Annotated in this window: 24 protein-coding genes and 1 pseudogene; 14 read left to right on the top strand and 11 right to left on the bottom strand. The window is 65.0% G+C overall.

Annotation, left to right across the window (positions count from 1 at the left end; all coding sequences use genetic code 11):
- Positions 1-66: 66 nt before the first annotated feature.
- The gene (locus LPJ38_RS11700) at positions 67-396 is read right to left on the bottom strand and encodes a hypothetical protein (RefSeq protein ID WP_145632865.1); all 330 of its coding nucleotides are present in this window, start codon (positions 394-396) and stop codon (positions 67-69) included.
- A gap of 257 nt (positions 397-653) precedes the next feature.
- Between LPJ38_RS11700 and LPJ38_RS11695 the strand changes: the two genes are divergently transcribed.
- Positions 654-887, top strand: a complete 234-nt coding sequence (locus LPJ38_RS11695; protein WP_008563627.1) for a DUF3551 domain-containing protein — start codon at positions 654-656, stop codon at positions 885-887.
- A 103-nt stretch (positions 888-990) separates the two neighbouring features.
- On the opposite strand, the gene LPJ38_RS11690 is transcribed toward LPJ38_RS11695, so the two are convergent.
- From LPJ38_RS11690 to LPJ38_RS11680, 3 genes are all read right to left on the bottom strand, one after another.
- Positions 991-1917 (bottom strand): Bug family tripartite tricarboxylate transporter substrate binding protein, encoded by a 927-nt coding sequence (locus tag LPJ38_RS11690; RefSeq protein ID WP_231088610.1) that lies wholly within the window; start codon positions 1915-1917, stop codon positions 991-993.
- 320 nt (positions 1918-2237) lie between these two features.
- Entirely contained in the window at positions 2238-2753 is a 516-nt protein-coding gene (locus LPJ38_RS11685) for a hypothetical protein (protein ID WP_145632871.1), read from the bottom strand.
- 36 nt (positions 2754-2789) lie between these two features.
- On the bottom strand, positions 2790-4337 hold the full coding sequence (locus LPJ38_RS11680) for an acetolactate synthase large subunit (RefSeq protein WP_145632874.1): 1548 nt from the start codon (positions 4335-4337) through the stop codon (positions 2790-2792).
- 263 nt (positions 4338-4600) lie between these two features.
- Here LPJ38_RS11680 and LPJ38_RS11675 point away from each other — a divergent pair, with 263 nt between their 5' ends.
- A complete protein-coding gene (locus LPJ38_RS11675) occupies positions 4601-5179 on the top strand; it encodes a L,D-transpeptidase (protein WP_145632876.1) in 579 nt (192 codons plus the stop codon).
- Positions 5180-5269: 90 nt separating this feature from the next.
- The gene (locus LPJ38_RS11670) at positions 5270-6085 is read left to right on the top strand and encodes a DUF2927 domain-containing protein (protein WP_145632880.1); all 816 of its coding nucleotides are present in this window, start codon (positions 5270-5272) and stop codon (positions 6083-6085) included.
- Positions 6086-6268: 183 nt separating this feature from the next.
- On the opposite strand, the pseudogene LPJ38_RS11665 reads toward LPJ38_RS11670, so the two are convergent.
- Positions 6269-7396, bottom strand: a pseudogene (locus LPJ38_RS11665) (threonine synthase).
- 312 nt (positions 7397-7708) lie between these two features.
- Here LPJ38_RS11665 and LPJ38_RS11660 point away from each other — a divergent pair.
- From LPJ38_RS11660 to LPJ38_RS11645, 4 genes are all read left to right on the top strand, one after another.
- Entirely contained in the window at positions 7709-8965 is a 1257-nt protein-coding gene (locus LPJ38_RS11660; RefSeq protein WP_145632883.1) for a GTP cyclohydrolase II, read from the top strand.
- A 7-nt stretch (positions 8966-8972) separates the two neighbouring features.
- Positions 8973-10211, top strand: a complete 1239-nt coding sequence (locus tag LPJ38_RS11655; protein WP_145632887.1) for a URC4/urg3 family protein — start codon at positions 8973-8975, stop codon at positions 10209-10211.
- Positions 10212-10339: 128 nt separating this feature from the next.
- Positions 10340-10969: a uracil phosphoribosyltransferase gene (upp, locus tag LPJ38_RS11650; protein WP_018317218.1), complete on the top strand. Its 630-nt coding sequence runs from the start codon at positions 10340-10342 to the stop codon at positions 10967-10969.
- Between the two features lie 63 nt (positions 10970-11032).
- Positions 11033-11245, top strand: a complete 213-nt coding sequence (locus tag LPJ38_RS11645) for a hypothetical protein (RefSeq protein ID WP_145632890.1) — start codon at positions 11033-11035, stop codon at positions 11243-11245.
- Between the two features lie 18 nt (positions 11246-11263).
- On the opposite strand, the gene LPJ38_RS11640 is transcribed toward LPJ38_RS11645, so the two are convergent.
- Both LPJ38_RS11640 and LPJ38_RS11635 read right to left on the bottom strand, forming a co-directional pair.
- Positions 11264-12376 (bottom strand): M48 family metallopeptidase, encoded by a 1113-nt coding sequence (locus LPJ38_RS11640; RefSeq protein WP_145632893.1) that lies wholly within the window; start codon positions 12374-12376, stop codon positions 11264-11266.
- A gap of 3 nt (positions 12377-12379) precedes the next feature.
- Complete coding sequence (locus LPJ38_RS11635) at positions 12380-13525, bottom strand: YjgN family protein (RefSeq protein WP_208750547.1); 1146 nt, start codon at positions 13523-13525, stop codon at positions 12380-12382.
- 309 nt (positions 13526-13834) lie between these two features.
- Between LPJ38_RS11635 and LPJ38_RS11630 the strand changes: the two genes are divergently transcribed.
- Both LPJ38_RS11630 and LPJ38_RS11625 read left to right on the top strand, forming a co-directional pair.
- The gene (locus tag LPJ38_RS11630; RefSeq protein ID WP_145632899.1) at positions 13835-15100 is read left to right on the top strand and encodes a cytochrome P450; all 1266 of its coding nucleotides are present in this window, start codon (positions 13835-13837) and stop codon (positions 15098-15100) included.
- A gap of 25 nt (positions 15101-15125) precedes the next feature.
- Positions 15126-16400 carry a cytochrome P450 gene (locus LPJ38_RS11625; RefSeq protein WP_145632906.1) on the top strand — a complete coding sequence of 425 codons (1275 nt, stop codon included), beginning with the start codon at positions 15126-15128 and terminating at the stop codon, positions 16398-16400.
- A 229-nt stretch (positions 16401-16629) separates the two neighbouring features.
- On the opposite strand, the gene LPJ38_RS11620 is transcribed toward LPJ38_RS11625, so the two are convergent.
- Entirely contained in the window at positions 16630-17550 is a 921-nt protein-coding gene (locus LPJ38_RS11620) for a LysR substrate-binding domain-containing protein (protein ID WP_145632909.1), read from the bottom strand.
- Positions 17551-17675: 125 nt separating this feature from the next.
- Between LPJ38_RS11620 and LPJ38_RS11615 the strand changes: the two genes are divergently transcribed.
- From LPJ38_RS11615 to mdlC, 4 genes are all read left to right on the top strand, one after another.
- Positions 17676-18845 (top strand): acyl-CoA dehydrogenase family protein, encoded by a 1170-nt coding sequence (locus tag LPJ38_RS11615; protein ID WP_145632912.1) that lies wholly within the window; start codon positions 17676-17678, stop codon positions 18843-18845.
- 10 nt (positions 18846-18855) lie between these two features.
- Positions 18856-19959 carry a CaiB/BaiF CoA transferase family protein gene (locus LPJ38_RS11610; RefSeq protein ID WP_145632915.1) on the top strand — a complete coding sequence of 368 codons (1104 nt, stop codon included), beginning with the start codon at positions 18856-18858 and terminating at the stop codon, positions 19957-19959.
- A gap of 14 nt (positions 19960-19973) precedes the next feature.
- Positions 19974-20825: an HTD2 family dehydratase gene (locus LPJ38_RS11605; RefSeq protein WP_145632917.1), complete on the top strand. Its 852-nt coding sequence runs from the start codon at positions 19974-19976 to the stop codon at positions 20823-20825.
- A 136-nt stretch (positions 20826-20961) separates the two neighbouring features.
- Positions 20962-22584 (top strand): benzoylformate decarboxylase, encoded by a 1623-nt coding sequence (gene mdlC, locus LPJ38_RS11600; RefSeq protein WP_145632920.1) that lies wholly within the window; start codon positions 20962-20964, stop codon positions 22582-22584.
- 82 nt (positions 22585-22666) lie between these two features.
- Here mdlC and LPJ38_RS11595 read toward each other — a convergent pair whose 3' ends face one another.
- Positions 22667-23443: an SDR family NAD(P)-dependent oxidoreductase gene (locus tag LPJ38_RS11595; protein WP_145632923.1), complete on the bottom strand. Its 777-nt coding sequence runs from the start codon at positions 23441-23443 to the stop codon at positions 22667-22669.
- 78 nt (positions 23444-23521) lie between these two features.
- Between LPJ38_RS11595 and LPJ38_RS11590 the strand changes: the two genes are divergently transcribed.
- The gene (locus LPJ38_RS11590) at positions 23522-23983 is read left to right on the top strand and encodes a MarR family winged helix-turn-helix transcriptional regulator (protein ID WP_167520445.1); all 462 of its coding nucleotides are present in this window, start codon (positions 23522-23524) and stop codon (positions 23981-23983) included.
- A 131-nt stretch (positions 23984-24114) separates the two neighbouring features.
- On the opposite strand, the gene LPJ38_RS11585 is transcribed toward LPJ38_RS11590, so the two are convergent.
- Both LPJ38_RS11585 and trhA read right to left on the bottom strand, forming a co-directional pair.
- A complete protein-coding gene (locus LPJ38_RS11585; protein ID WP_145632929.1) occupies positions 24115-24909 on the bottom strand; it encodes an SDR family oxidoreductase in 795 nt (264 codons plus the stop codon).
- Positions 24910-24972: 63 nt separating this feature from the next.
- Complete coding sequence (gene trhA, locus LPJ38_RS11580) at positions 24973-25668, bottom strand: PAQR family membrane homeostasis protein TrhA (RefSeq protein WP_145632932.1); 696 nt, start codon at positions 25666-25668, stop codon at positions 24973-24975.
- Positions 25669-25802: the final 134 nt, after the last annotated feature.

Below are 25802 nucleotides of genomic sequence, written 5' to 3'. Positions count from 1 at the left end.
AAAGGCCACCCTTCAAGGCGCAACGGCGACGCAGCCGGCGATCCCGCCGCGCCGCCGTGCGATCGCTTATCGCTTATCGAAGGGAATGTATTGGTGGTACTGTTTCGGCACCGAGCTGCGGTAGCGGGCCGGGACAGTGCCGGTGTCGACCGAATGATCGATCTCCTGTTGCCGCGTCATCTTCTTCTTCGCCGGCTTCTTCGACGCGCTCTTCTTGGAAGTGCCCGGCTCGCTGGCATCGGTGGCGGCAGCCGGTGCCGTCGCGGCCGGCGCTGGAGCTGTCGCCGCAGGCGCAGCGGTTCCGCCGGCGGCCGGCGCGCTCTGCGCCAGCGTAAATGTCGTGTGCATCATGACAACCAGCGCTGCCGTCGCAGCCAGCAAATATGATTTCTGCATCAGAACCTCCAAAAATGCCTGATCCGAATGAGGCAAGCCTAGTCCCACGGGATCGAGGCATGCAAGTTCGCCGAGAATAGGTCGGAACCCGCGTGCGAACTGTGGCCGAGATCACAGTGGCCGCCGCCGGCTGCGGCACGATGTACCTCGCCTCGAACGCATCCGGCGTCGTCGACACCAACACAGCATGACCGTGCGTCAGACAGGCCACGGGAACGCCAAGCACGGCCGTTCCACCACCATCGAAGGAGATTGAAATGCGTCGCACCATCCTCACGCTTGCATCGTTCGCAACCCTGATCGCCGCGTCGTTGTCGGCGGCGCCGGCCCAGGCCGGCAGCGACAGATATTGCCTGCAAGGCCGCCACTGGGGCTATCCCGGCAACTGCCAGTTCTCGAGCTATCAGCAATGTGCGGCGAGCGCCTCCGGCACGTCGGCCTATTGCGGCATCAACCCGCGCTACGCCTACTCGCAGCCCTATTACTACTGACGAGAAAGCGGCGTGCGCAAAAGCGCACGCCGCTTCGCATCTTGCTGCTGTTTACGAATGACCTTTCCGGAAACCCACGCTTCGCGCTTTTCCGGATCATGCGTCAGAAGACCTCTACGCCCGAATCCTTGATCACCTTGCCCCAGCGGCCGTAGTCGGCCTTGATGATGTCGGTAAATCCCTCGGGCGTCGAGGTGGTGACGCGTAGTCCCTGAGCCCCCAACCGAGTTCGGACATCGGGCTGCGCTCCGATGCGCACGACTTCCGCGTTCAGGCGCTGGATGATTTCAGCCGGGGTACCTGCGGGCGCAACCAATCCAAACCAGGAATCGACCACGAAGTCCGACACACCGGCTTCGGCTGCGGTCGGGACGTCGGGCAGCTGCGATGAGCGCTCGCGGCTGGTGACGAGAAGGCCCTTGATCTTTCCGTCGCGGATCTGCGGCGCCAGCACGGTCAGCGTGTCGAACGACAGATTGACGACGTTGCCCAGGAGTGCGTTGACCGCCGGGGCGCTGCCCTTGAACGGCACATGCAGGAGCTTCGTGCCGGTTTGGCGCTGGAAGAGTTCGCCGCTCAAATGACAGAGCGTGCCAGGACCGCAGGAAGAATAGGTCAATTTGCCCGGATCTTTGTTCGCGGCAGCGACGAGGTCCCTTGCGTTCGAGACCGGCGTGTCCGGACCGACCGCCAGCACGTAGGGGACCGTCGCCAGGTTCGACACTGGCGCGAAACTCTTGAAGGGATCGTACCTGATCTCCTTGTTGATGTGCGGCAGGATGGTGAGCTGGCCGGCGGGAGCGAGCGACAAGGTGTAGCCATCGGGCTCCGCGGCGGCGACGGCTTCGGCCGCAATCGCGGTGCCTGCGCCTGCCTTGTTCTCGATGACGACGGGCTGCTTGAGCGCCTCGCTCAGCTTGTCCGCGTAGACGCGTGCGACGGTATCGGCGGCGCCCCCGGGAGGGAACGGCACGATGAGCTTGATGGTACGGTTCGGCCAAACACCGGCGCTCGCGCCGCTGGCACTCATGAGCACCGATGCGGTCAAGATGGATGCGGCCAGCAAGCGGAGAGATCGAACGAAGCGCACAGCAGAAATCCTCATTGAAGTTCGACAAGCCCGAACGTCCGTTTCGCCAGACGTCTCAGCAACTTGCCGCGGCAACCATTCAATAGATGCGATGTAACCGCGCTCGCGGCAATGGAATCGCGTTGCAAATGCGCGTTGGTGGAAGGAGGATTATTTCTGTCCGATGCGCGATGGCGAGAAAAAGCGCCTAAAGAGCCGCTGCAGGCGGATGAAGGCGCACGAAGGCCAGAGTTGCGGGACGGAAGAAAGCAGTAAGCGCTTCAAGGGGCCGCTAGTCCGACCCCCGCCAGCCGGCTTGCGAACCAGCGCGACTGCGCCTCATCGAGCGTCGCGCTGACATAGACTTCCGACATCGTCACGTGGTGCCTATCCAGCACCAGCAGCACGCCGATCCAATACGGAAACCAGACATGCACGTCGGTCAGCGCGCGCAGCTTGTGCCGGTCGTGCTCCAGCGGCGTGTGATTGCTGGCCTTGCGGATCTCGACGGTAAGCAGATTGTTCGGGATCTCGCGCTGGTGCACCGCGACGTCGGGATAGATCGATTTGCCCAGATGATCGTCGGTCGAGATGATGCTGCCGTGTGGCAGGTGCAGCGTGCGCTCGCCGAGCCGGTCGTAATTGCAATCGACCGACCAGCCCGCGAACTGCTTCTCCAGGTGCACCGCGAAGCGATGCGTGATCGCACGCTCGCCGACGTCCTTCTCGAACAGGAACGTCTCGTTGGCGTAGAAGTCCCGGAGCGCCGCGATCACCTTGTTCAGCTCGGTCTGCATTTTTCCTCAGCCCCGCCGCGCCGCTCCAATGTTTCTTTACATCTGGACTTCGATGAGGCGCGGCCCGGGCTCGGCGACGGCTTCAGCCAGCGCCTTGTTGAACTCGTCGGCATTGGTGACGGCCCGGCCGGGCACGCCCATGCCTTTCGCGAGCGCGACGAAATCCAGCGTCGGGCGATCGAGCCTGAGCATGTCGTTGGCACGCTGGCCGGGCTCGCCGGCACCGACATTGTCGAACTCGCCGCGCAGGATCTGGTAGATGCGGTTGGCGAACACGATGGTGACGATGTCGAGGTTCTCGCGCGCCTGCGTCCACAGCGACTGGATGGTGTACATCGCGCTGCCGTCGCCGACCATGGTGATGACCTTGCGGTCCGGGCAAGCGATCGCGGCGCCGATCGAGAGCGGCGTCGAGAAGCCGATCGAGCCGCCCATGTTCTGGAGCCAGTCGTGCGGAGCCGCCGCCGCCGTCGGCGGGAAGAAGCCGCGGCCGGTGGTGAGGGATTCGTCGACCATGATGGCGTTCTCGGGGATCGCACAGGCGATCGCCTGCGCGATCGAGGCGAAATTGAGCGCGCCGGTCGGCTTGACCAGCTCAGCCAAGGCCTGCGGCTTGACGTCCTTGGCGCTGGCCTTCACGACGCCGGCCAGCGCTTCGAGCGCCGCGACAGAGTTCTCGCCCCAGGACGTCATGCGATGGACCTCGCAGCCCTCGGGCTTGAGCATGCTCGGCTTGTTCGGATAGGCGAAGAACGCCACGGGATCGTCGGACTCGACCAGCACGATGTGCCGGAACTTGGCCAGCATCGGCAGCGCCTGCTCGATCACGTAGTGGATGCGGTCGATCGAGAAGCGGCCGCGGCCGCGCGCCATCTTGGGGCGGAAGGTCGGGCCCATCACGGTGCAGCCGGTCTTGCCCGCGATGCGCTCGGCCAGGGCCAAGCCCTGCTCGCTCAAGGCGCTGCCGGTCATCAGGAGCAGCGTGCCCTCGCCGTCGCCATGCAGGATCCTGGCGGCCTGCTCGACCGCCTGCGGCGAATAGCTCGCGCGCTGCTGCTCGGCCGGAACCTCGGCAATGCCGTCGGCCTCGTTCCAGGCGGTATCGGCGGGCAGGATCAGGGTCGCGATCTGCGGCGGCGCGCTCTTGGCGGCGGCGATCGCCGCGGCGCCGTCGGCAGCGACCGATCTGGAATCCGGCGAGGTGCGGACCCAGGACGACATCGGCCGGGCCAGGCCCTCGATGTCGGAGGTCAGCGGCGCGTTGTAGCCGATGTGGTAGACCGCGTGCTGGCCCACGATGTTGACGATGCCGGAATTAGCCTTCTTGGCGTTGTGCAGATTGGCAAGGCCGTTGGCGAGCCCGGGGCCGAGATGCAGCAGCGTCGAGGCCGGCGTTCCCTTCATGCGGAAATAGCCGTCGGCGGCGCCCGTCACCACGCCTTCGAACAGGCCGAGCACGCAGCGCATGCCGGGAACGCGGTCGAGCGCTGCTACAAAATGCATCTCGGAGGTGCCGGGATTGGTGAAGCAGACGTCCACCCCGCCCTTGACCATCGTCCGCACCAGGCTTTCCGCACCATTCATTCTTTTTGCTCCGCAACCGGTCTTTTCAGGTGATCCACCCGATCAATCATTGTTCGCGCGGTCCGTCAAAGCAATAGCCGCCGTTGCTGCCCTGCCCCGCGCGGGCATGCGCGGGTTTGGCTAATGTTTTTCGGCAAATTGTGGTTGCCGATTTGGTAACGCCAATCATGGAGCATGGCCCCCCTCACGGCCCCGTGGCTTGCGGAATCCCCGCGAATATGGCCTGTGGCGTTCATTGAATCGATTTCTTGCTGGGGAAAACAATGATCCGGTTTTTTGCCGCGCCGATCGCCGCCGTCGCTCTGCTGTCCGCGACCGCAGGCGGAGCGCTCGCCGAAGAGTTCGACTCGCGCGACATCATGGGCGGCGGCCCGAACTTCTTCCGTTCCGGCGCCAATCCCGTCCCCCGCACCACCGTCATGTATAACGGCAATTACGCGCCCGGCACGATCGTGGTGAACACCAGTGAGCGGCGGCTGTACCTGGTGCTCCAGAACGGACAGGCGCTCCGCTACGGCATCGGCGTCGGCCGGGACGGCTTCCGCTGGGGCGGGGTGCACAGGATCACCGCGAAGAGGGAATGGCCGGCTTGGACGCCACCAGCGCAGATGCTGGCCCGCCGGCCCGACCTGCCGCGCCACATGAAGGGCGGCGTCGACAATCCACTCGGCGCACGCGCGATGTATCTGGGCTCGACGCTGTACCGCATCCACGGCTCCAACGAGCCGGAGACGATCGGCCAGGCGGTGTCCTCGGGCTGCTTCCGCATGACCAATGACGACGTCACCGACCTCTACAGCCGCGTCGCCGTCGGCACCACCGTGGTGGTGCTGAACAACTAGGCCGCAACGGCGACGGCGGTGGGAACCCATAGGGGCGCGTGCATTTGCGGGCTTGTGCGCGCGGGGTGAATGCGGCAGCGTCGGCGGACGATGAGCGCTCTAAATCCGCCCTCGCCTCGCCTCCGCATCGCCCTCCTGGTGCTCGCCGCGTTTACATTGGTCCCTGACGCCGCATCCCGGGCTGCGGCGGGCGAACTGCCCGCGGTCACCTCGCGCCAGCGCTCCGAGCGGAAGAGCTTCACCGACGGCGAGATCGTCGAGGGCTTCCTGAAGACGGCGTTCGGCGCCGAATATCATCTCGCCGGCCGCGTCGACCGCATCCGCAAGTTCGACGGGCCGGTGCGCGTCTATGCCGAGAGCGACCGCGCCGATCGCAAGGCGCAGCTCGCGAAGGTCGTCTCCGACATCGCCCGCCGCGTGCAGCATCTCGACATCGCCATGATCGAGACCAACGAGGCGGCGAATGTGCGCGTGAAGCTCGTGCGCGACCGCGACCTCTTCCGCACCCTCACCAGCTTCTACGGCGCCGAGAAGGCGCGCGAGATCCGCTCCTCGCTCGATCCGCAATGCCTGTCCGGATTCCGCAAGAACGACAATTTCGAGATCGAGCATTCCGACGTCATCCTCACCGTCGACAACGGCGATTTCACCTTCCTCGATTGCGCCTATGAGGAGCTGCTGCAATCGCTCGGGCCGATCAACGACACCTCGAGCGTGCCCTGGACGATGTTCAACGACAACGTCTCGATGGGCTATTTCGACGTCTACGACCAGTACATCCTCAACGTGCTCTACGATCCCCGCATCAAGGCCGGCATGACGGTGGCGGAGGTCAAGGCGGTGCTGCCCGCCGTGCTCAAGGACGTGCGCGCATGGGTGAAGCGCGTGAATGATTTGAAGGAGTGAAGTCGGTCTTACCCTCCCCTGGAGGGGGAGGGTCGGCTCGCATTGAGCGCAGCGAAATGTGAGACGGGGTGGGGTGATCTATCCTCAAGGGACTGCCCGAGGGGAGAGATCACCCCACCCCGCTCGCGCTACGCGCGATCGACCCTCCCCCTCCAGGGGAGGGTAAGCACGGCCCGCTCCGCCCTACTGCACGAGATCGGCCACCGTCGTCGCGGCCTTCAGACCGGTGCCGGTGAGAACCGCCACCGTGGTCTCGTTCGCCTTGATGGCGCCGGTGGCGGAGAGCTTGTCGAGCGCGGCGGCCGCGCTGGCGCTGGTTGGCTCGGCGAACAGGCCTTGCCGCGCAAGACGCCCGAGGGCGGCGATGAGTTCGTCCTCGGTCAGTGCGACGGTGCGGCCGCCGCTCTCGCGCAGGGCCGCGATGATTTCGCGCAGGCGCAGCGGGTTCTTGATGGCGGTGCCTTCGGCGATGGTCTTGTGCACCTCGCGCGCGACGGGCGTGTCGACGCCGGCCTTGAAGCTCGCATCGATCGGCGAGCAGTTTTGCGGCTGCGCCGCGAACAGCCGCGGCAGCTTCGATATCTGGCCGGCCTTGAGCAACTCGCGGAAGCCGAAGGCGCAGCCGAGCAAGCTGCTGCCGGCGCCGACGGGCACGATGACGTTATCGGGCGCGCGGAAGCCGAGGTCCTCCCAGATCTCGTAGGCGAGCGACTTGGTGCCTTCGAGGAAGAACGGCTGCCAATTGTGGCTGGCGTAAAAGGTCTCACTGGACTGGCGGATCGCCTACGCTTCCGACTCCTCGCGCGGTCCCTCGACGAGCTGCACCGTCGCGCCGTAAGCGCGCACCTGCGCGATCTTGGCCGGCGAGGTCGAGGCCGGCGCCAGGATCTTCACACGCATGCCGCCGGCGGCACCCAGCCCTGCCATCGACGAGCCGCCGTTGCCGGACGAGTCCTCCAGAATCGCGTCCACACCGATCTGGCGCAGATGGGACAGCATCACCGAAGAGCCGCGGTCCTTGAAGCTGCCGGTCGGGTTGAACCATTCGAGCTTGAAGAACGGGCGCAGTTCGCCCCAGCCCTGCTGCACCAGCGGCGTGCAGCCTTCGCCGAGGGTGATCGGATTCTTGATGTCGACCGGCAGCGCCGCCCGGTAGCGCCAGAGCGAGCGCGTGCGGCCGTCGATGTCCTCCCGCGAGATGCCGGCTCCCGACGTCACCAGCAGCGGCGTGCGCTCGTCCGAGCACCAGCGCGGCTGGTCGAGCGGGTAGAGCTGTCCGTTGCGGGGGTCGATGTAGCTGGCGGCAGGCATGGCAGTCTCCAAGGCAGGCGATGGCAAGGCGTCCGAACGGACCTCGCCGTCCACACAGCCGGACCATTCAACCCTTGAAAACACGAAAACCGACAATATTTCAATCTCTTAAACTGACTTTTGCGGAGGTCGGCAGGCAGCAGCTATTTGGCCGCAAAGGGCCCTGCCCGCCCCGGCACGATTAACTTGTCTGTCGCGGCTTGCCGCTACAATATGTTGGATTGAGCTCGCGTCGCCGGGGTCCTCGACTGGCAACGCGACCGAGCCAGGCCCGTCCGAGCGGCGGGCCGTTGGCTTTTTGGGAGCCTGGACATGAGCCGCGCGAACCGTACCGACCACATCCGCCTGACCTCCCATCCGGAGCCGGGCCGGAAGGCCGCCTTCCCGATCCATTGGGGCGCCACTGATGCGCGCGCCCGCGGGCCGATCATCGGCACGGTGTCGCGCTCGGGCGATCGCAACGTGATCGGCAGCCATGGCGGCTCCTATGCGATGTACCGGGCGCTCGCGGTCTCCGCCGGCGCACTCGATCCGATCCGCCGGCCCGATCTCACCAACACGTTTCCGGCCGCGACCATCGGGCCGTTCGAGCAGTGGCAGGACCCCGCAAAGATCGTCGCGCTCGATCCCTGGGGTCATCTCGTCGCCGAAAACTTCCGCCAGGAGATCGCCGAAGGCGTCGACATTCGCCCGAGCATTGCGGTGACGCGGGCCCGGCTCGACCTACCGGAGATCCGCGAGGCGCTAGCCGCAAAGCGCTTACGCGCCGACGGCGAGGTCGTGCACGCCAATGGCAGCGTGTCGGTGGTGAAGATCGCGATCGATCCGGTCTGGTACCTGCCCGGCCTTGCGACGCGCTTCGGCACCGGCGAGACCGAGCTGCGCCGCACGCTGTTCGAACAGACCGCCGGCATGTTCCCGGAGCTGGTGACGCGGCCGGACATGAAGGTGTTTTTACCGCCGATCGGTGGCACCACGGTCTACCTGTTCGGCGACGTGACGAAACTGCCGGACCATCGGACAAAGATCACCTGCCGCGTGCATGACGAGTGCAACGGCTCCGACGTGTTCGGCTCCGACATCTGCACCTGCCGTCCCTACCTGATCCATGGCATCGAGGAATCCGCGCGTGGCGCGCAGGAGGGCGGGCTCGGGCTCGTCGTCTATAACCGCAAGGAAGGCCGCGCGCTCGGCGAGGTCACCAAATTCCTGGTCTACAATGCGCGCAAGCGCCAAGAGGATGGCGATGCGGCCGCGGCCTATTTCGAGCGCACCGAATGCGTCGCCGGCGTCCAGGACGCGCGCTTCCAGCAATTGATGCCGGATACGATCCACTGGCTCGGCCTGAAGCGCATCGACCGCCTCCTGTCGATGAGCGACATGAAGTACGACGCGCTGACCTCGCAGGGCATCGACATCGTCGAGCGCGTGCCGATCCCGCCGGAGCTGATCCCGGCCGATGCCTATGTCGAGATCGCCGCAAAGAAGGCGGCCGGCTATTACTCGACCGACATCGCGCCGGAGAAGGACGTGGATGGCGTGGTCGGGCGTTCGCTGGAAAAATACTGATCGCGCGATGACGGAGGCTTTGGAATTGCAAGCGCGTTCGCTGCTCACCGCAAATGCGGTTCGCACGCGGGCTCACCGGATGCTCGAAATCGGCCTTGCCGATGGCTTGCGCCATTTCACCGTCGATCTCGACCGCATGGACGGTGCCGCGGACGCCGTGCTCGCCGTGACGCGCAAGGCTTATCCGGCACTGGACATCCCCTTCCATGCGCGCTGGCGGCACTTTGTGCTGGGCGGTGTCGATCGCTGGGCACAACTGGCCGGCGCAGTGTCGTGGCCCGACCGCGCGGCGCGGGCGCGCGCGGAGTTCGACCTTGCGATCGTCAGCGTGCTGCTCGATGCCGGCGCGGGGGCTACGTGGCGATACCGCGACGTGGAGACGGGACAAGCCATCGGCCGCTCCGAGGGGCTTGCGATCGCAAGCCTCGACATGTTCGCGGGCGGGCTCTTCTCGCACGATGCAAGCGCAGCGTTCAGAGCCGATGCGGACGTGCTCGCGCAATTGCCACTCTCCGCTCTCACGTCCGCCTTTCAAGTCGGCGACAACAATCCGCTGCTCGGGCTCGAGGGACGTGCCGATCTGTTGCGCCGGTTGGGGAAGCTGGTGGCAGAGCATGCCGATGTCTTCGGCTTGCACGATACGCCGCGGCCGGGTGGGCTGTTCGATCACATCGCAGCGCAGGCAAATGGCGGCGCCATTGCCGCGCCCACCATCCTGTCCGCGGCGCTGAACCAGCTCGGGCCGATATGGCCCTCGCGGCTCGAACTCGCCGGCATTCCGCTCGGCGATTGCTGGCGCCATCCGGCGATCAAGGCGAACGACGCAACGGACGGCCTCGTGCCACTGCATAAGCTGTCGCAATGGCTGAGCTATTCGCTTATCGAGCCGCTGCAACACGCCGGCTTTGCCGTCACCGATATCGACGGCCTGACCGGGCTTGCCGAGTATCGCAATGGCGGCTTGTTCGTCGATCACGAGGTGCTGCGCCTGCGCGATCCTGCCGATGCCGAGCGCGCACATGCGGTGGATTCACTGCTTGTCGTGGAATGGCGCGCGCTGACCGTGGCGCTGCTCGACTGGCTGGCCGAACGGATTCGTACCAAGCTCGGCCGCACGGCCGAGACATTGCCGCTCGCCAGCATTCTCGAAGGCGGCACCTGGGCCGCCGGCCGCGCCATTGCCTTCGCACGCCGTCCTGACGGTTCGCCGCCGCTCAAGGTGATCAGCGACGGCACGGTTTTTTGATCATGATTTGCAGCCACGCACGTCATTGCGAGCGCAGCGAAGCAATCCAGAGTCCTACCGCGGAACGATTCTGGATTGCTTCGCTGCGCTCGCAATGACGACTTGATGAATTTCAGGAGCATCCCGTCATGGAAGGCGTCACCATCGTCGATCATCCGCTCGTGCAGCACAAGCTGACTTTGGTGCGGGACAAGTCCATCTCGACCAAATCGTTTCGCGAGCTGATCAAGGAGATCGGCATGCTCTTGTGCTACGAGGTGACGCGCGATCTGCCACTCGCCGATACCGTCATCGAGACACCGCTGGCGACGATGCACTCAGCGAAGATCGCAGGCAAAAAGCTGGTGTTCGTGCCGATGCTGCGGGCCGGCACCACTTTCGTCGACGGCATGATGGATCTGGTGCCGACGGCGCGCGTGGCGCATATCGGACTCTACCGCGAGCCGCACAGCTTTGCCGCGGTCGAGTATTTCTTCAAATCGCCGTCCGATCTCGGCGAGCGCCTGGCGATCGTGGTGACGCCGGTGGTCGCGACCGCCAACACGGCGGTCGCCGCGATCGACCGGCTGAAGGAGCGCGGCGCCAGGGACATCCGCCTCGCCTGCCTGATCGCCGCGCCGGAAGGGCTGGAGCGCTTGCGCGGCCTGCATCCGGACGTTCCGATCTGGACAGCGGCGGTGGACGAAGGCCTCGACGAGAACGGCTTCATCCTGCCGGGCCTCGGCGATGCCGGCGACCGGGCCTACGGGACGCGATAAGTCCAAGCGTTTAGGAACAGCTTGCATCGCGCGAGGTTCTCCTGCTTTGCGATGGAGAGCACGATGACCTATCAGAATGACGAGCGCAGGGCCGACAGAGCCCGCCGCAACAGCCCGGTGGGCTGGGCGGTCGGCGCGATGTTCGTGATTGCCGTGGTCGCCGCCGTCTTCTTCTACAATGGGCGGGAGGTCGGTCCGCAGACCACGACCTCGAACCCGAACACGGCGCCCAACGTCACGACGGGATCGAATCCACCTGCAACGCCGGCGAAGTGATGCGCTGAAGGCAGGCCGTCACACCTTCCCGCCCCCGCAGATGCCCTTCAGCGCCTGCCACTCCTTGTCGGTCAGCAGCGGCGGGCCGCTGACGGGACGATCTTCCTTGGTCATGCGGGCGAGCCGGTCCTCGGTCAGCGGATGGCTGGCGAGAATGTTGGTCAGGCCGGAGCCGCCCTCCTTACCCGTGATGCGGAACATCAGCTCTGCCGCAGGCTTGGGCGACCGGCCGAGCGCGTGCATGGTCGCGATCGCAAACGTATCCGCAGCGGTCTCGGCCTCGCGCGAATAGGAGGCTTCGACCAGGCTACGCGAGGCGAAGATCACCGCCGAGGAACCGGTGACGTCGCCGAACAACAGACCGATCAGGAACGAGGTGCCGCCGTTGTAGATCAGGCCGCGCATGTTGTCGTGATGCTTGAGGTGGCCGAGCTCGTGGGCGAGGATGCCGGCGAGTTCGTCGGGATTTTCGGCCTTATCGAGCAGACCCTTGAGCACGAACACCTTGCCGCCGGGCAGCGCGAACGCGTTCGGCACTGGCGTCGACATCACGCCCGCCGTCATGGAATCGTCGTCGAGGCCGGCGGCGTCGCGCAGACGATTGACGAGCTTGGTGAACGCGGCCTTGCCCGCGGGATCTTCGCACACGCTGCGGCCGAAGATGGTCTTCATCTGCACCTCGGCGGCATCGCCGATGCGGCGCTCGACCGGTTTGGGCACCAGCGGCGCGAGGCGGTCGGCGGCGAGCGGCACGCCGAACAGGACGACGCAGACGATGGAGACGGCGGCCGCGACCGACCAGCCCACGATCCTGGCGACACCGCCGCGCGTGGCCTGGTGCCCGTCGAGCCGCGTGCAACGGACGACCACATCTGCCGCGAGCTCGGCATCGCGGATCTCGAGCCGTGCCAAAGGCGGCGCCGAGGTCGAGGCCAGGCGCAGCATCCCGGGCGGGCCGTCGGCACGGCGGATATCGGCATAGGTCCAGCGAACGGGCGCGGCCCCCTCCTCGACGATCTCGAGGGCGTCACCGAGGATCAGCGTCACCTGACGCTTGCGGCTCGAGACGCCGTCGAAGAAGATCGTCGGCTTGACGGACTGCGCCGGAGCTTCGGTCGACAACTCACTCACGGTTCAAAACCCTGCAACATCCAGGCCGTCGGCAAAACCTTCGCCGAGCGCGTTGGCGAGCTGACCGCTACCACGCACATCCGCCGCGGCCGCGATGTTGTGCACCTCGACGGTTTCCAGCACCTTGGCCCAGAGATCGCGCTGAAGATAGACGCGCATGACGATGTTGATGGCAAGAGCGACCGCGAAATAGCCGATCACCATCATCACCACCATCGGAATGCTCTTGGTGGCGTTGTCGCCGGCGAACACCTCCTCGGCTGAAACGCCGCTCAGCGTGACGACGAGGAACATACCGGCGACCATGTAAACGCCGAAAGCGGCCGAGAGCAGCGTCCACCAGCCGATCACCTTCCAGTACAGGCCGTAGAACGCGTCGTGCGGCAGCTGCGAGGACAGGCTGACGCCGCCGATGCGGATGCCGTCGAGCCACCAGCGCCATTCGCGCGCCTTGAACTCGGCGTAGAGGAACGGCGCGATCGGAAAGATCACGAAGGCGATCGGGCTAAGCAGCCACAGCCACCAGCCGCGCCTGAAGAAGGTCCAGCCGTCGCCTTCGAAATCGCCGGTGAGATCGCCATAATGGGTGTGCTGCATCTTGTAGCGTTCGAGCGCAGCCTCACGCCAGGGCAGCGCCAGGCCGAGCGTGAGGAACACGAGCAGGCCCCACAGCATGGCGCGGAGGGAATAGGCCCAGCCCGAGCCGTCCATCCAGAAGCGCACGCCGCGCCACACCGTGCGCGTCAACCGATAGCGTCGCGCGCGAAAGATCGCGAACTGGCCGAAAGCGTAGAAGGCCAGGAACAACGGCACCGAGGCGAAGGCCTGCCAGCGCTCGAACTCGATGCCAACAAGGAAATAGGCGAGATAGATCGGCACCAGGATCGCCAGCGCGACTAGGAAGCCGATCAGGAGCTCCTTGGCCCGGCCGGTGTATTCGGCGGCATCGCCGTCGACCGCAGTATGCGTCCACAGATGACGACGAATGTCGGTGACGAGCCAGAACCGGTAGAAGCCGAAGGTGACGAGCTCCAGCATGGCACCCTTGGTGACCAATTTGCGGAACTCGGTACGGTTGCCGGTGAAATCGACCCGCGCGGGCGGCAGCGGCGGGGGCAAGGGTTCGGAGCCGATGGGCGCCCATTGCATGTCATTCACGGCAGCAACCTCGAGATGCGGATCAGTTCCGGTCAAACTATAGGTCAGAGGTTAGTCGATCCCCAAGATAGGCGGGTTCGATTTAGCTCGATTCCAGTCGGCTTCTTGCATGATTCTCCGGTGCGTGGCGTGCGGGAGGTCACGTTCGCGTGGAGGCGTGACGGCCGTCCGACGCTCTCGCAAAGGTTGGATGTGGCAAAACTCGCCCTTGCCCCGACGCAGACAACCGGCTGTAATTGCACGTCGAATACCGCAGCGCAGAATTCAACGACGCGCGGTTCATTATCAGGGAGAGCGGTCATGCATGGGACCATCGAGAGCGCATCCAAGCTCGACGCCCTGCGCGCGCGCGCCACGTCGCTGCCGCTGGAGCAATTCGATCCGGGTGATCCGGAATTGTTCAGGACCGATACGTTCTGGCCCTATTTCGACCGGTTGCGCCGGGAAGATCCCGTGCACTATTGCAAGGACTCGATGTTCGGGCCGTATTGGTCGGTGACGCGCTACAACGACATCATGGAGATCGAGACGAACCATTCGGTGTTCTCCTCGGCTTCCGCGCTCGGCGGCATCACCATCCGCGACATCGATCCGGACCTGCGCCGCGAGAGCTTCATTTCGATGGACCCGCCGCGGCATGCGGCCCAGCGCAAGACCGTGGCGCCGATGTTCACGCCGACGCACCTGGACAATCTCGCGATCAACATCCGCAAGCGCTCGGCCGAGTGCCTGGACAACCTGCCGCGCGGCGAGGTGTTCGACTGGGTCGACCAGGTCTCGATCGAGCTGACCACGCAGATGCTGGCAGTCCTGTTCGACTTTCCCTGGGAAGACCGCCGCAAGCTGACGCGCTGGTCCGACGTCGCCACCACCATTCCCGGTCCCGACGGTCTCGTCGCCACCGAAGACGAGCGGATGGCCGAGCTGACGGAATGCGCGGCCTATTTCTCCCGGCTCTGGAAGGAGCGCAGCGCGCAGCCGCCGAAGAGCGACCTGTTGTCGATGATGGCGCATGGCGCCGCGACGCGCGACATGGACGCCAAGAACTTCCTCGGCAATCTCATCCTTTTGATCGTCGGTGGCAACGACACCACCCGCAACACCATGTCGGGTTCGCTTCTGGCGCTGAGCCAGCATCCGGAGCAATATCGCAAGCTGCGCGAGAACCCTGATCTGCTCGACAGCTTCGTGCCCGAAGTGATCCGCTGGCAGACGCCACTGGCGCATATGCGCCGCACCGCGCTTTCCGATTTCGAGTTCCGCGGCAAGCAGATCAAGAAGGGTGACAAGGTCGTGATGTGGTACGTCTCGGGCAACCGCGACGAGGAGGCGATCGAAAAACCTTACGAGTTCATCATCGACCGCGCCCGCCCGCGCACCCACCTCTCCTTCGGCTTCGGCATTCACCGCTGCGTGGGCCTGCGGCTCGCTGAACTCCAGCTCAAGATTATTTGGGAAGAGATTCTTAGGCGTTTCGACCATATTGATGTGGTCGGCGAACCGAAGCGGGTCTATTCGAGTTTCGTGAAGGGTATCGAGACGCTGCCGGTGAAGATTGCGGCGTGATTAGAACGCAACTGGAGCCACGACCATGAACATCCAAGCACCGGTCAAAGTGGACAAGGCCGAACGCATGCGCAGGGCCCGCGAGGAGGCCTATGCGACGCCGCTGTCGCAATTCCACCCCGGCGCGCCCAGGCTGTTCCAGGACGACACGCTGTGGCCGTGGTTCGAGCGGCTGCGCAAGGAAGAGCCGGTGCATTATTGCACCAACGCGCCGATCGAGCCCTATTGGTCGGTGGTCAAGTACAACGACATCATGCATGTCGACACCAATCACGGCATTTTCTCCTCGGACTCGACGCTCGGCGGCATCTCGATCCGCGACGTCCCGCCCGGCTACGACTATCCGAGCTTCATCGCGATGGACCAGCCTCGCCATTCGGCGCAGCGCAAGACGGTGTCGCCGATGTTCACCCCTCAGCATCTCGACGAGCTGGCCAAGCTGATCCGGCAACGCTCGCAGACCGTGCTCGACAATCTGCCGCGCAACGAAACCTTCAACTTCGTCGAGCGCGTCTCGATCGAGCTGACGACGCAGATGCTGGCGACGCTGTTCGATTTCCCCTGGGAGGAGCGGCGCAAGCTGACGCGCTGGTCCGACGTCTCGACCGCGCTGCCCAAGAGCGGCATCGTCGCCTCCGCCGAAGAGCGCCGCCGCGAGATGGACGAGTGCTACGCCTACATGTCCAAGCTGTGGAACGAGCGGGTCAACTCCGCGCCGCGCAACGACCTCTTGTCGCTGATGGCGCACAACGATGCCACCCGCCACATGGACCCCGACAACCTCATGGGCAACATCATCCTGCTCATCGTCGGCGGCAATGACACCACGCGCAACACCATGACCGGCTCGGTGCTGGCGCTCAACGAGAACCCGGAGCAGTACGACAAGCTGCGCGCCAATCCGGAGCTGATCGATTCCATGGTGCCGGAGGTGATCCGCTGGCAGACGCCGCTGGCGCATATGCGGCGCACTGCGCTCCAGGATACCGAGATCGGCGGCAAGCACATCAAGAAGGGCGACCGCATCGTGATGTGGTACGTCTCGGGCAACCGCGACGAGGAGATGTTCGAGAAGCCGAACGACTTCATCATCGACCGGCCGCGGCCGCGCACCCATCTCTCCTTCGGTTTCGGCATCCACCGCTGCGTTGGCATGCGCCTGGCCGAGCTGCAGCTCAAGATCGTCTGGGAGGAAATGCTGAAGCGTTTCGACCGCATCGAGGTAGTCGGCGAGCCGAAGCGGATCTATTCGAGCTTCATCAAGGGATATGAGACGCTGCCGGTGCGGATCCCGGGCTGAACTCTCTCCTCCCGTCATTGCGAGGAGCCCTTGCGACGAAGCAATCCAGACTGCTACCGCTGAGAGATGCTGGATTGCTTCGCTGCGCTCGCAATGACGAGGCGACTTCCGCGCATCACATTGGCCGCGGCAAGCTCAGCGGCGCCCCCAGCTATAAAATTCCGGCATGACAGCTCGCGCCAGATGCGAAGGCAAGAGGGCGCCTGACTGTTTTACGACACAGGCACATCTAACTCAGCCGGATGTCCCAGACCTCTTCCTTGCGGCAGGCGGCGACCTCCTCGCGCAGGAGCGCGGTGATGGCGAGCGAGGCCGTCGAGGCCGGACGGTCGATCGGAGAAGCAAAGATGAGCTCGCGCGTCATCGGTTTCGAGACGACAGCGGTTTCCAACCGCCCGTCCGCGACCTCGGCGTGGACCGACGATGGCGGCAAGAGCGCAAAGCCGAGCCCCTCCTCGACGAGGCTGGTCAGCACGCGAAAGGAATCCGCCTCCAGCTGCACGTTGAGCTTGATCTTGCGCTGGGCGGCGGCGTGCTCGATCAGGGCGCGGAGGCCGTGGGAATGACTAGGCAACACCAGGCGCTGCCGCAACAGCCAGCCGATATCGACGCTCTTCTTGCGTGCGAGGCCGCAGCCGCGCGGGCCGACCGCGACGATGTTATCACGGCCGAGGCTCTCGACGTTGAGATGCAGGTCGGCCGAGCGGCCGTAGAGGATGGCAAGATCCATCTCTCCGCGATGCAGCCATTCCACGAGATGGCCGCTGTAGCTCTCGACGATGCGCAGCGAGATGCCGGGAAACTTTTCGACGCTGCGCCGCGCAAAGCGCGCCGACAGCACGCAACTGACGGTCGGAACCAGGCCGAGCACGACCTGGCCCGACGGCAGGCCCTTGGTCGATTGGATATCGTCGCGGATCTGGTCGATCTGCCGCACGATGCCAGAGGTGCGCGCCAGGAGCAGGCGGCCGGCTTCTGTCAGCACCATGCCGCGGCCGTTGCGGGTGAAAAGCTCGGTGCGCAGCTCGTGTTCCAGGAGCTTGATCTGCCGGCTCAACGCCGGCTGCGCGACGCGCAACGTATCGGAGGCCTTGGAGAGGCTGCCGAGCTCCGCCACACAACTGAAGGTCCTGAGCTGCCGGAAATCCATGCTTGCCAATCCTGGAAGGCTACTCCATACGCTATAGCAAATGAGCATAGGGGGCTGGCGATGTTTTCACAACGCCAGAGGATGGGCCGGCGTTATCTTAACTGCCGCTATCGATTGGAAACGCCATGAGCCAAGACCACCACAGCGAAGATCACGCCGACATCCGCGAAGCCGTCGCAAAACTCTGCGCGCAGTTTCCCGGCGAATACTGGCGCAAGCTCGATCGCGAGATGGCCTACCCCAAGGCCTTCGTCGATGCGTTGACGCAGGCCGGCTATCTCTCGGTGCTGATCCCCGAGGAATATGGCGGCGCCGGCCTGAAGCTTTCGGCGGCCGCCGCGATCCTGGAAGAGATCCAGCGCGCGGGCTGCAACGGCGGCGGCTGTCATGCCCAGATGTACACGATGGGCACCGTGCTGCGGCACGGCAATGACGAGCAGAAGGCGAAATATTTGCCGAAGATCGCCAGTGGCGAATTGCGTCTTCAGGCGTTCGGCGTCACCGAGCCGACCAGCGGCACCGACACCTCCTCGCTGAAAACCTTCGCACGCAAGGACGGCAACGACAGCTACATCGTCAACGGCCAGAAGATCTGGACCAGCCGCGCCGAGCATTCCGATCTGATGATCCTGCTGGCTCGCACTACGCCGAAGGATCAGGTCAAGAAGCGCACGGACGGGCTCTCAGTGTTCATCGTCGACATGCGGGAGGCCAAGAACAATGGGCTGGAGATCCGTCCGATCCGCACCATGATGAACCACGCCACGACGGAAGTGTTCTTCACCGACATGAAGGTGCCGGCGGAGAATCTGATCGGCGAGGAGGGCAAGGGTTTTCGCTACATCCTGTCCGGCATGAATGCCGAGCGCATCCTGATCGCTGCCGAATGCGTCGGCGACGCCAAATGGTTCATCGCCAAGGCGACGAACTATGCGAAGGAGCGCAGTGTGTTCGGCCGGCCGATCGGCCAGAACCAGGGCATTCAGTTCCCGATCGCCAAGGCCTACGCCTCGATGCGCGCGGCCGAGCTGATGGTGAAGGAGGCCACGCGCAAATACGAGGCCGGGCTCGATTGTGGTGCGGAGGCCAACATGGCCAAGATGCTGGCTGCGGATGCGTCCTGGGAAGCGGCGAATGCCTGCATCCAGACCCATGGCGGCTTTGGCTTTGCCGAGGAATACGACGTCGAGCGCAAGTTCCGCGAGACGCGGCTCTACCAGGTGGCGCCGATCTCGACCAACCTCGTGCTCTCCTTCGTCGCCGAGCACGTGCTCGGCATGCCGCGCTCGTACTGAGGCGGCCATCATGGGAGCATTGGACGGGATCAGGGTGATTGCGGTGGAGCAGGCGGTGGCGGCGCCATTCTGCTCGTCGCGACTGGCGGACGCTGGCGCCGAAGTGATCAAGATCGAACGGCCGGAAGGCGATTTCGCCCGCGGTTATGACGCGGCGGCCAAGGGCCAGAGCAGCTATTTCGTCTGGCTCAATCGCGGCAAGCGATCGGCCGTGGTCGACCTCGCCACGAAAGAAGGCTGCGCCGAGCTGGAGAAGCTGATCGCGAGCGCCGACGTGCTGATCCAGAACCTCAAGCCGGGCTCGATGGAGAAGCTCGGCTTCTCGCGCGAGCGGCTGCTGAGGGACTATCCGAAGCTGATCTCCTGCACCATCACCGGCTATGGCGACGAGGGGCCCTACGCGCATCGCAAGGCCTATGACCTCTTGATCCAGGCCGAGAGCGGGCTCGCTTCGATCACCGGCAATCCTGACGGCGCCTCGCGCGTCGGAATGTCGATCGTTGACGTCGCGACCGGTGCGACCGCGCACGCGGCGATTCTGGAGGCGCTGATCGCGCGCGGGCGCACGGGCAAGGGCGCCGACATCCGCATCTCCATGTTCGACGTGATGGCGGACTGGTGCACCGTGCCGCTGCTCAACTCGGAAGCCGGCAATCCGCCCAAGCGCATGGGCCTGCGCCATCCCTCGATCGCTCCTTATGGCGTGTTCACCTCGAAGGACGGCAAGGACATCCTGATCTCGATTCAGAGCGAGCGCGAGTGGAAGACGCTCTGCGCCAAGGTGCTCGATCAGCCGGATCTTCCCAGCGACCCCCGCGTCGCCAACATGGTCGAGCGCGTGCGCAACCGCGAGTTCACCGACACGACCGTTGCAGACATCTTCGGCAAGATGACGCGCGACGAGCTCTTGAAGCGGCTGTCGGACGCCGACATCGCCTTCGCCGAGGTCAACACCATGGCGGATCTCACGGGCCATCCGCATCTGCGCCGCATCGAAGTCGATACGCCGAACGGGCGCGTCAGCTATCCCGCACCGGCGCCGATCATCGTTGGTGAGACCCGCTCCTACGGCCCGGTGCCCGCCATCGGCGAGAATCCAAAATCGAAGAAGTAACAGAGCGAGGCATCATGACCGAGAAGCTCGACATCGATCATTTGCGGCAATGGATCGGCCGCAGCATGGAGGCCACCGACATCGTCACGGCGCAGCTCGTGATGGGCTTGCGCGCGACGCTGTTCCAGGAAATCGGCGAGCCCAGGAAGGGCGACGCCGCACCGTTCACGGTGCATTGGTGCCTCGCGCAGCCGGTGTTTCCGATGTCGATGCTCGGGCCCGACGGTCATCCGACCCGCGGCGGCTTCCTGCCGCCGGTGCCGCTGCCGCGCCGGATGTGGGCCGGCGGCGAAATCGAATTCCTGCAGCCGCTGTGTGTCGGGGATGACTCGACGCGGACCTCACGCATCGCCGATGTGCAGGTCAAATCAGGCTCGACCGGCACGCTGTGCTTCGTCTCGGTCGAGCACAGCATCTCCTCGCCGCGCGGCACGGCGATCCGCGAACGGCAGGACATCGTCTATCGCGAGATGACGAGCAGCGCACCCGCTGGCAGCAAGCCCCCACCCCCGCTGCCGAAGGCGCAGCACCGTGAGGTCCATGTCTCCGATCCCGTGCTGCTGTTCCGATATTCCGCGCTGACCTTCAACGGCCACCGCATCCATTACGATCGCGACTACGTCACCAAGGTCGAGGGCTATCCGGGCCTGATCTTCCACGGGCCGTTGCAGGCGGCGCTGATCATCGAGATGGCGGCGAAGCTGCGCGGCGGCAAGGCGCCGAAGAAGTTCAGCTATCGCGGGCTGCAGCCGCTGTTCGAGGGTACGGAGTTTTCCATCAACGCCAACGAGATCGATGCGGGCATGGAGCTGTGGACCGCGAATGCGGACGGGCAGCCGACGATGAAGGGCACGGCGGTGTGGTAGGCCCTCTCCTCGTCATTGCGAGGAGCGAAGCGACGAAGCAATCCAGACTGTCACCGCGGAGAGATTCTGGATTGCTTCGCTGCGCTCGCAATGACGGGTGGGTTGCTACTTTCAATAAATAGTAGGGACGGAAACCATGTCCAAGAACGGCAAGACCGGCAGCAAAACCGTCACTGTGAAGCAGGCGACGCTCGACCTGCTGCGCGCCTTCGGCATCGACAAGGTGTTCGGCAATCCCGGCTCGACCGAGCTGCCGTTCCTGTCGGACTGGCCTGACGACATCGACTACGTGCTGGCGCTGCAGGAAGCCTCCGCCGTCGGCATGGCCGATGGCTACGCGCAGGCGACGCGCAATGCCGGCTTCGTCAACCTGCATTCGGCGGCGGGCGTCGGCAATGCGCTCGGCAACATCTACACCGCGCATCGCAACCAGACCCCGCTCGTGATCACCGCGGGGCAACAGGCGCGCTCGATCCTGCCGCTGCAGGCGTTCCTCTATGCCGAGCGCGCCTCTGAATTCCCGCGGCCCTACGTCAAATACAGCGTCGAGCCGGCGCGACCCGAGGACGTGCCGGCCGCGGTCGCGCGGGCCTATTACACTGCGATGCAGCCGCCGTGCGGACCGACCTTCGTGTCAATCCCGATCGACGATTGGGCGCATGCCTGCGCACCGGTCGAGGCCCGCAACGTCAGCCGCGAGATCGGCCCCGAGCCTGACGCGATGAAGGGTCTGGTCGCCGCACTCGGCGCCGCAAAACACCCTGCCCTGGTCGTCGGACCCGCTGTCGACCGCGCCGGTGCGGTGGAGCTGATGGTTCGTGTCGCCGAGAAAGCGAAGGCCAGCGTCTGGGTCAGCCCGTTCTCGGCGCGCTGTTCGTTCCCCGAGCGGCATCCGCACTTCGCGGGCTTCCTGCACGCCTCACCCGCCCAACTCTCCGACGCGCTGCGCGAGCACGATCTCGTCGTCGTGATCGGTGCGCCGGTGTTCACCTTCCATGTCGAGGGCCATGCCGCGATCTTCGACGGCGGCGCGACGATCTTCCAGATCACCGACGATGCGGATGCGGCGGCGGTGACGCCGGTCGGCAACAGCATCATCGCGACGATGAAGCCGGCGCTTTCGATGCTGCTCGACCTGCTGCCGGAGAGCAAGCGCGCGGCGCCAAAGGGCCGCGCGCTGCCGCCGGCGCCGCAAGCGGCCGATCCGTTGCCGGTTGAATTCCTGCTGCATTCGCTGTCGCAGGCAATGCCGGAAGCTGCATCACTTGTCGAGGAAGTGCCCTCGCACCGGCCGGCGATGCAGAAATTCCTGCCGATGCGCGGCCAGGACAGTTTTTACACGATGGCCAGCGGCGGCCTCGGCTATTCGCTGCCGGCCGCCGTCGGCATGGCGCTCGGCAAGCCGGACAGCCGCACGGTCTGCCTGATCGGCGACGGCTCGGCGATGTATTCGATCCAGGCGCTGTGGACCGCCGCGCAGCGCAAGCTGCCGCTCACCATCGTCGTTCTCAACAATTCCGGCTATGGCGCGATGCGCTCGTTCAGCCAGGTGATGCAGGTGCGCAATGTGCCCGGGCTGGAGCTGCCGGGGATCGATTTCGTACGGCTCGCCGAAGGCATGGGCTGCCATGCCGTGCGGGTGACGAAGGCGGCGGAGCTCGGCGAGGCGCTGAAGCGCGGGATGGCGCATGCGGGCACGAGCCTCGTCGAGGTCGTCGTGGATTCGGCGGTGCCGGTGCTGTACGGGCAGAAGCATTGACGCTGCCGTAGCCCGGATGAGCGTAGCGATATTCGGCGTGCTGCAACGACAAAAATCCCGGATGTCGCTTCGCTCATCCGGGCTAGGAAGCGAGGAATCCTCCATCCGCCGCCAGCACGTGTCCTACCACGTATGATGACACGTCCGACGCCAGCCACACCACGGCCTCCGCCACCTCCTCCGGGCTGCCCATCCGCCGCAGCGGCAGGCCGGCACTGACCGTCGCGACATCGCCGACGCCGGCGCGCAGCATCATGTCGGTGACGACGCGGCCAGGGGCGATCGCGTTGATGCGGATGCCGCGCGGGGCGTTCTCCATCGCGGCCGAGCGCGTCAGCGAGATCGCGGCGGCCTTCGAGGCCGAATAGAGCGAGAAGCCGGGATTGGGATTGCGCACGCCGCTGACCGAAGCGTTGACGACGATGCTGCCGCGGCCCTGTGCGAGCATAACAGGCAGTTGGTGGCGCAAGCACAGGAACAGCGCACGGACATTGGTGTCGAACACGCTGTCGTAGATGTCGGTGCCCTGCTCCTCCAGCGGGGCGCGCCGCTCCTGGAAGCCGGCATTGTTGAAGGCGACGTCGAGCCGGCCGCAACGCGCGATGGCCGTCCCGACGAGGCGCGCGACGTCGTCCTCGCGTGTGATGTCGGTTTGGAGTGCGATCGCGACCGCGCCGAGGTCGCGGCAGCCCGCGGCGGTCGCCTCGATCTCGGCCGCGCGGCGACCCGCGACGAGGATCGCTTCCGCACCTTCGGACGCCATCCGCAGTGCGGTGGCGCGGCCGATGCCGCTGCCGCCGCCCGTGACGAGGCAGACGTTGCCCCTCATCCGCTGACTCGCCGGCGAAGCTCCGCTCATGGCTCACTCCAAAACGCTTGCGCGCGCCGTTGCACCGCATATAGTTGTATGATACAACTATATGCCGGGAGTCAAGAGATGGCCGAGCTGGCGCTGATCGACGACATTCGTGCCGCGTCGCGCCTGATGGTGCGCGAGCTCGGCTTCATGGACGCAACGGTGGCGGCCTTTGACTATCCGCCGTCGGCGGTCCACACCATCCTGGAGATCGGCATTCGCGGGCCCATGACCTCCGCGGAGCTGGGTGATTTCCTGCGCCTGGAGAAATCCAGCGTCAGCCGCCTGGTGCGGAAGCTGATCCACTGCGGCGAGCTGCGCGAGACGCCGGATGCGAGGGATGCGCGCAGCAAGCTGTTGTCATTGACGGCAAAGGGCCGGCGCACGCTCGAGGCGCTGCACGCGTTCGGCCGCCAGCAGGTGCGCGCCGCGCTGGCTGCGCTGACCGAGGCCGAGCAGCGGACGGTGCGCGAGGGCATGATGCTCTATGCGCGGGCGCTCAGGCAGAGCCGGGGGGAAAGCGAGTCCGAGTCGGTGGCCTGACCGCACTCTCGGTGTCATCGCCCGGCTTGACCGGGCGATCCAGTACTCCGAGACGTCAGTGGTTCAATCGATATGCCGCGGAGTACTGGATGCCCCGCTTTCGCGGAGCATGACAGCGTCAGGCGTGGGGATCACTTCCCGAACTCCTCCCGCATCTTGGCCTGGATCTTGGCCATGCCGCCGATCCAGCGGTCGTAATTCTCGGTCTTCTTGCGCATGTAGCCGAGCACTTGCGGATGCGGCAGGATCAGGAACGTTTCCTGCTCGAGACCGGCGAGCACGTCTTTCGCGACCTGCTCGGGCGTGAGGTCGCCGTCGCCGGATTGCGGGCCCTTCGGGATCGAGCGCAGCATGTTGGTGTCGACGCCCTGCGGGCAGAGGATCGAGACCTTGATGTTGTCGGCCTTGTGCGAGATCGCGAGATTCTCGGCAAAGCCGACCGCGGCATGCTTGGTCGTCGAATAGGCCGGGCTGCCGACCTGCGACAACAGGCCCGCGGCCGAGATGGTGTTGAGGAAATAGCCACCGCCGCGCGCCTTCATGCGCGGGATCAGATGCCGCGCGGCATAGACGTGCGCCATGACGTGGATCGCCCAGCTGCGCTGCCAAGGCTCATCCGAGGCGCCGCCGGCATTGACCGACATTGGATCAAAGCCGCCGCCGATGCCAGCATTGGAGCAGAACAGCGCGATCGGGCCGAACTGCCGCTCGGTCTCCTCGATGACGTGGGCGATGTCCTTTTCCTGCGCGACGTCGCATTTGAAGGCGGCCCCATTCACCACGGCGGCGACCGCCCGCGCATTGGCGGCGTCCATGTCCGCGACGACGACCTTGGCTGCGCCCGCATGGTGAAAGGCCTCGCACAGCGCCTTGCCGATGCCGTTTGCACCGCCCGTGACGACCACGACCTTGCCGGTCACCTGCATGCGACGTCTCCCCTTGTCTTGGTCCGTTTGTACCGCGTCTCTTTATACCGCTTCGCGGCTTGCTCAGCTCAACACGAGGTCGAGCACCGCGGTATAATGGCACGCCGCACCGGCCAAGACAAAGCCGTGCCAGATCGCATTCTGGAAGCGCAGCCGCCGCCAGGCGTGGAAGATCACGCCGCAACTGTAGAGCAGCCCGCCGGCAAGGATGAAGCCGAGCACCAGCGCAGGCAACGCCCTGACTACAGGGCCATAGAGCATCACGCCGCTCCAGCCCATCGCGAGGTAGATGCCGACCGAGACCCGGTCGAACCGCCCGGGATAGAGCAGCTTCAGCACGATACCAAGGATCGCCACGCACCAGACGCCCGCGAGCAGCACCAGCGCGAACACGCTGTCTTTCACCTCCAGAATGAACGGAGTGTAGGTCGCCGCGATCAGCAGATAGATCGCCGAATGGTCGAACCGCCGCAGCAGCCATTTGGCCGGTGAGACCGGCCAGAGATTATAGGTCGCCGACAGCACCAGCATCGAGATCAGGCCCGCGACATAGATCGAGACACCGACGATGTCGGTGGCGTCGGCATAGATCGCCGTCAACACCACCAGCACGGTCGCGGCAATGATGCCGGAGAGGACACCGATCGCATGGATGATGCCGTCAGCGATCAGCTCGGCGCGATCGTAGTTCCAGCCGATCGCGTCGGCTGCAGCGTGGACGGAGGTGGATGCAAGCTGCTTCAGTTGGAAAACGGTCATGGCAATCCGTTGGACGCTAGACAAGGTCTTCTTCGATGGGTCTTCTGGGATCGGCGCGTCGTTCAATCGCTGATTTGCCGACAAAGGCGGTGGAAGTATGAAACTTGATTTTCCTCACGCAATTGCCACTTTTG

Origin of the sequence: Bradyrhizobium daqingense (assembly GCF_021044685.1) — a bacterium.
GTDB classification, from domain to species: domain Bacteria; phylum Pseudomonadota; class Alphaproteobacteria; order Rhizobiales; family Xanthobacteraceae; genus Bradyrhizobium; species Bradyrhizobium daqingense.
Note: the sequence above shows the minus strand (reverse complement) of the source record. Positions and strands in the feature narration are given on the sequence as shown.

Coding starts and splice junctions, on each gene's coding strand:
- LPJ38_RS11700 (WP_145632865.1), bottom strand. CDS start 396: ATGCAGAAATCATATTTGCTGGCTGCGACGGCAGCGCTGGTTGTCATG.
- LPJ38_RS11695 (WP_008563627.1), top strand. CDS start 654: ATGCGTCGCACCATCCTCACGCTTGCATCGTTCGCAACCCTGATCGCC.
- LPJ38_RS11690 (WP_231088610.1), bottom strand. CDS start 1,917: ATGAGTGCCAGCGGCGCGAGCGCCGGTGTTTGGCCGAACCGTACCATC.
- LPJ38_RS11685 (WP_145632871.1), bottom strand. CDS start 2,753: ATGCAGACCGAGCTGAACAAGGTGATCGCGGCGCTCCGGGACTTCTAC.
- LPJ38_RS11680 (WP_145632874.1), bottom strand. CDS start 4,337: ATGAATGGTGCGGAAAGCCTGGTGCGGACGATGGTCAAGGGCGGGGTG.
- LPJ38_RS11675 (WP_145632876.1), top strand. CDS start 4,601: ATGATCCGGTTTTTTGCCGCGCCGATCGCCGCCGTCGCTCTGCTGTCC.
- LPJ38_RS11670 (WP_145632880.1), top strand. CDS start 5,270: ATGAGCGCTCTAAATCCGCCCTCGCCTCGCCTCCGCATCGCCCTCCTG.
- LPJ38_RS11660 (WP_145632883.1), top strand. CDS start 7,709: ATGAGCCGCGCGAACCGTACCGACCACATCCGCCTGACCTCCCATCCG.
- LPJ38_RS11655 (WP_145632887.1), top strand. CDS start 8,973: ATGACGGAGGCTTTGGAATTGCAAGCGCGTTCGCTGCTCACCGCAAAT.
- upp (WP_018317218.1), top strand. CDS start 10,340: ATGGAAGGCGTCACCATCGTCGATCATCCGCTCGTGCAGCACAAGCTG.
- LPJ38_RS11645 (WP_145632890.1), top strand. CDS start 11,033: ATGACCTATCAGAATGACGAGCGCAGGGCCGACAGAGCCCGCCGCAAC.
- LPJ38_RS11635 (WP_208750547.1), bottom strand. CDS start 13,525: ATGCAATGGGCGCCCATCGGCTCCGAACCCTTGCCCCCGCCGCTGCCG.
- LPJ38_RS11630 (WP_145632899.1), top strand. CDS start 13,835: ATGCATGGGACCATCGAGAGCGCATCCAAGCTCGACGCCCTGCGCGCG.
- LPJ38_RS11625 (WP_145632906.1), top strand. CDS start 15,126: ATGAACATCCAAGCACCGGTCAAAGTGGACAAGGCCGAACGCATGCGC.
- LPJ38_RS11620 (WP_145632909.1), bottom strand. CDS start 17,550: ATGGATTTCCGGCAGCTCAGGACCTTCAGTTGTGTGGCGGAGCTCGGC.
- LPJ38_RS11615 (WP_145632912.1), top strand. CDS start 17,676: ATGAGCCAAGACCACCACAGCGAAGATCACGCCGACATCCGCGAAGCC.
- LPJ38_RS11610 (WP_145632915.1), top strand. CDS start 18,856: ATGGGAGCATTGGACGGGATCAGGGTGATTGCGGTGGAGCAGGCGGTG.
- LPJ38_RS11605 (WP_145632917.1), top strand. CDS start 19,974: ATGACCGAGAAGCTCGACATCGATCATTTGCGGCAATGGATCGGCCGC.
- mdlC (WP_145632920.1), top strand. CDS start 20,962: ATGTCCAAGAACGGCAAGACCGGCAGCAAAACCGTCACTGTGAAGCAG.
- LPJ38_RS11595 (WP_145632923.1), bottom strand. CDS start 23,443: ATGAGCGGAGCTTCGCCGGCGAGTCAGCGGATGAGGGGCAACGTCTGC.
- LPJ38_RS11590 (WP_167520445.1), top strand. CDS start 23,522: ATGGCCGAGCTGGCGCTGATCGACGACATTCGTGCCGCGTCGCGCCTG.
- LPJ38_RS11585 (WP_145632929.1), bottom strand. CDS start 24,909: ATGCAGGTGACCGGCAAGGTCGTGGTCGTCACGGGCGGTGCAAACGGC.
- trhA (WP_145632932.1), bottom strand. CDS start 25,668: ATGACCGTTTTCCAACTGAAGCAGCTTGCATCCACCTCCGTCCACGCT.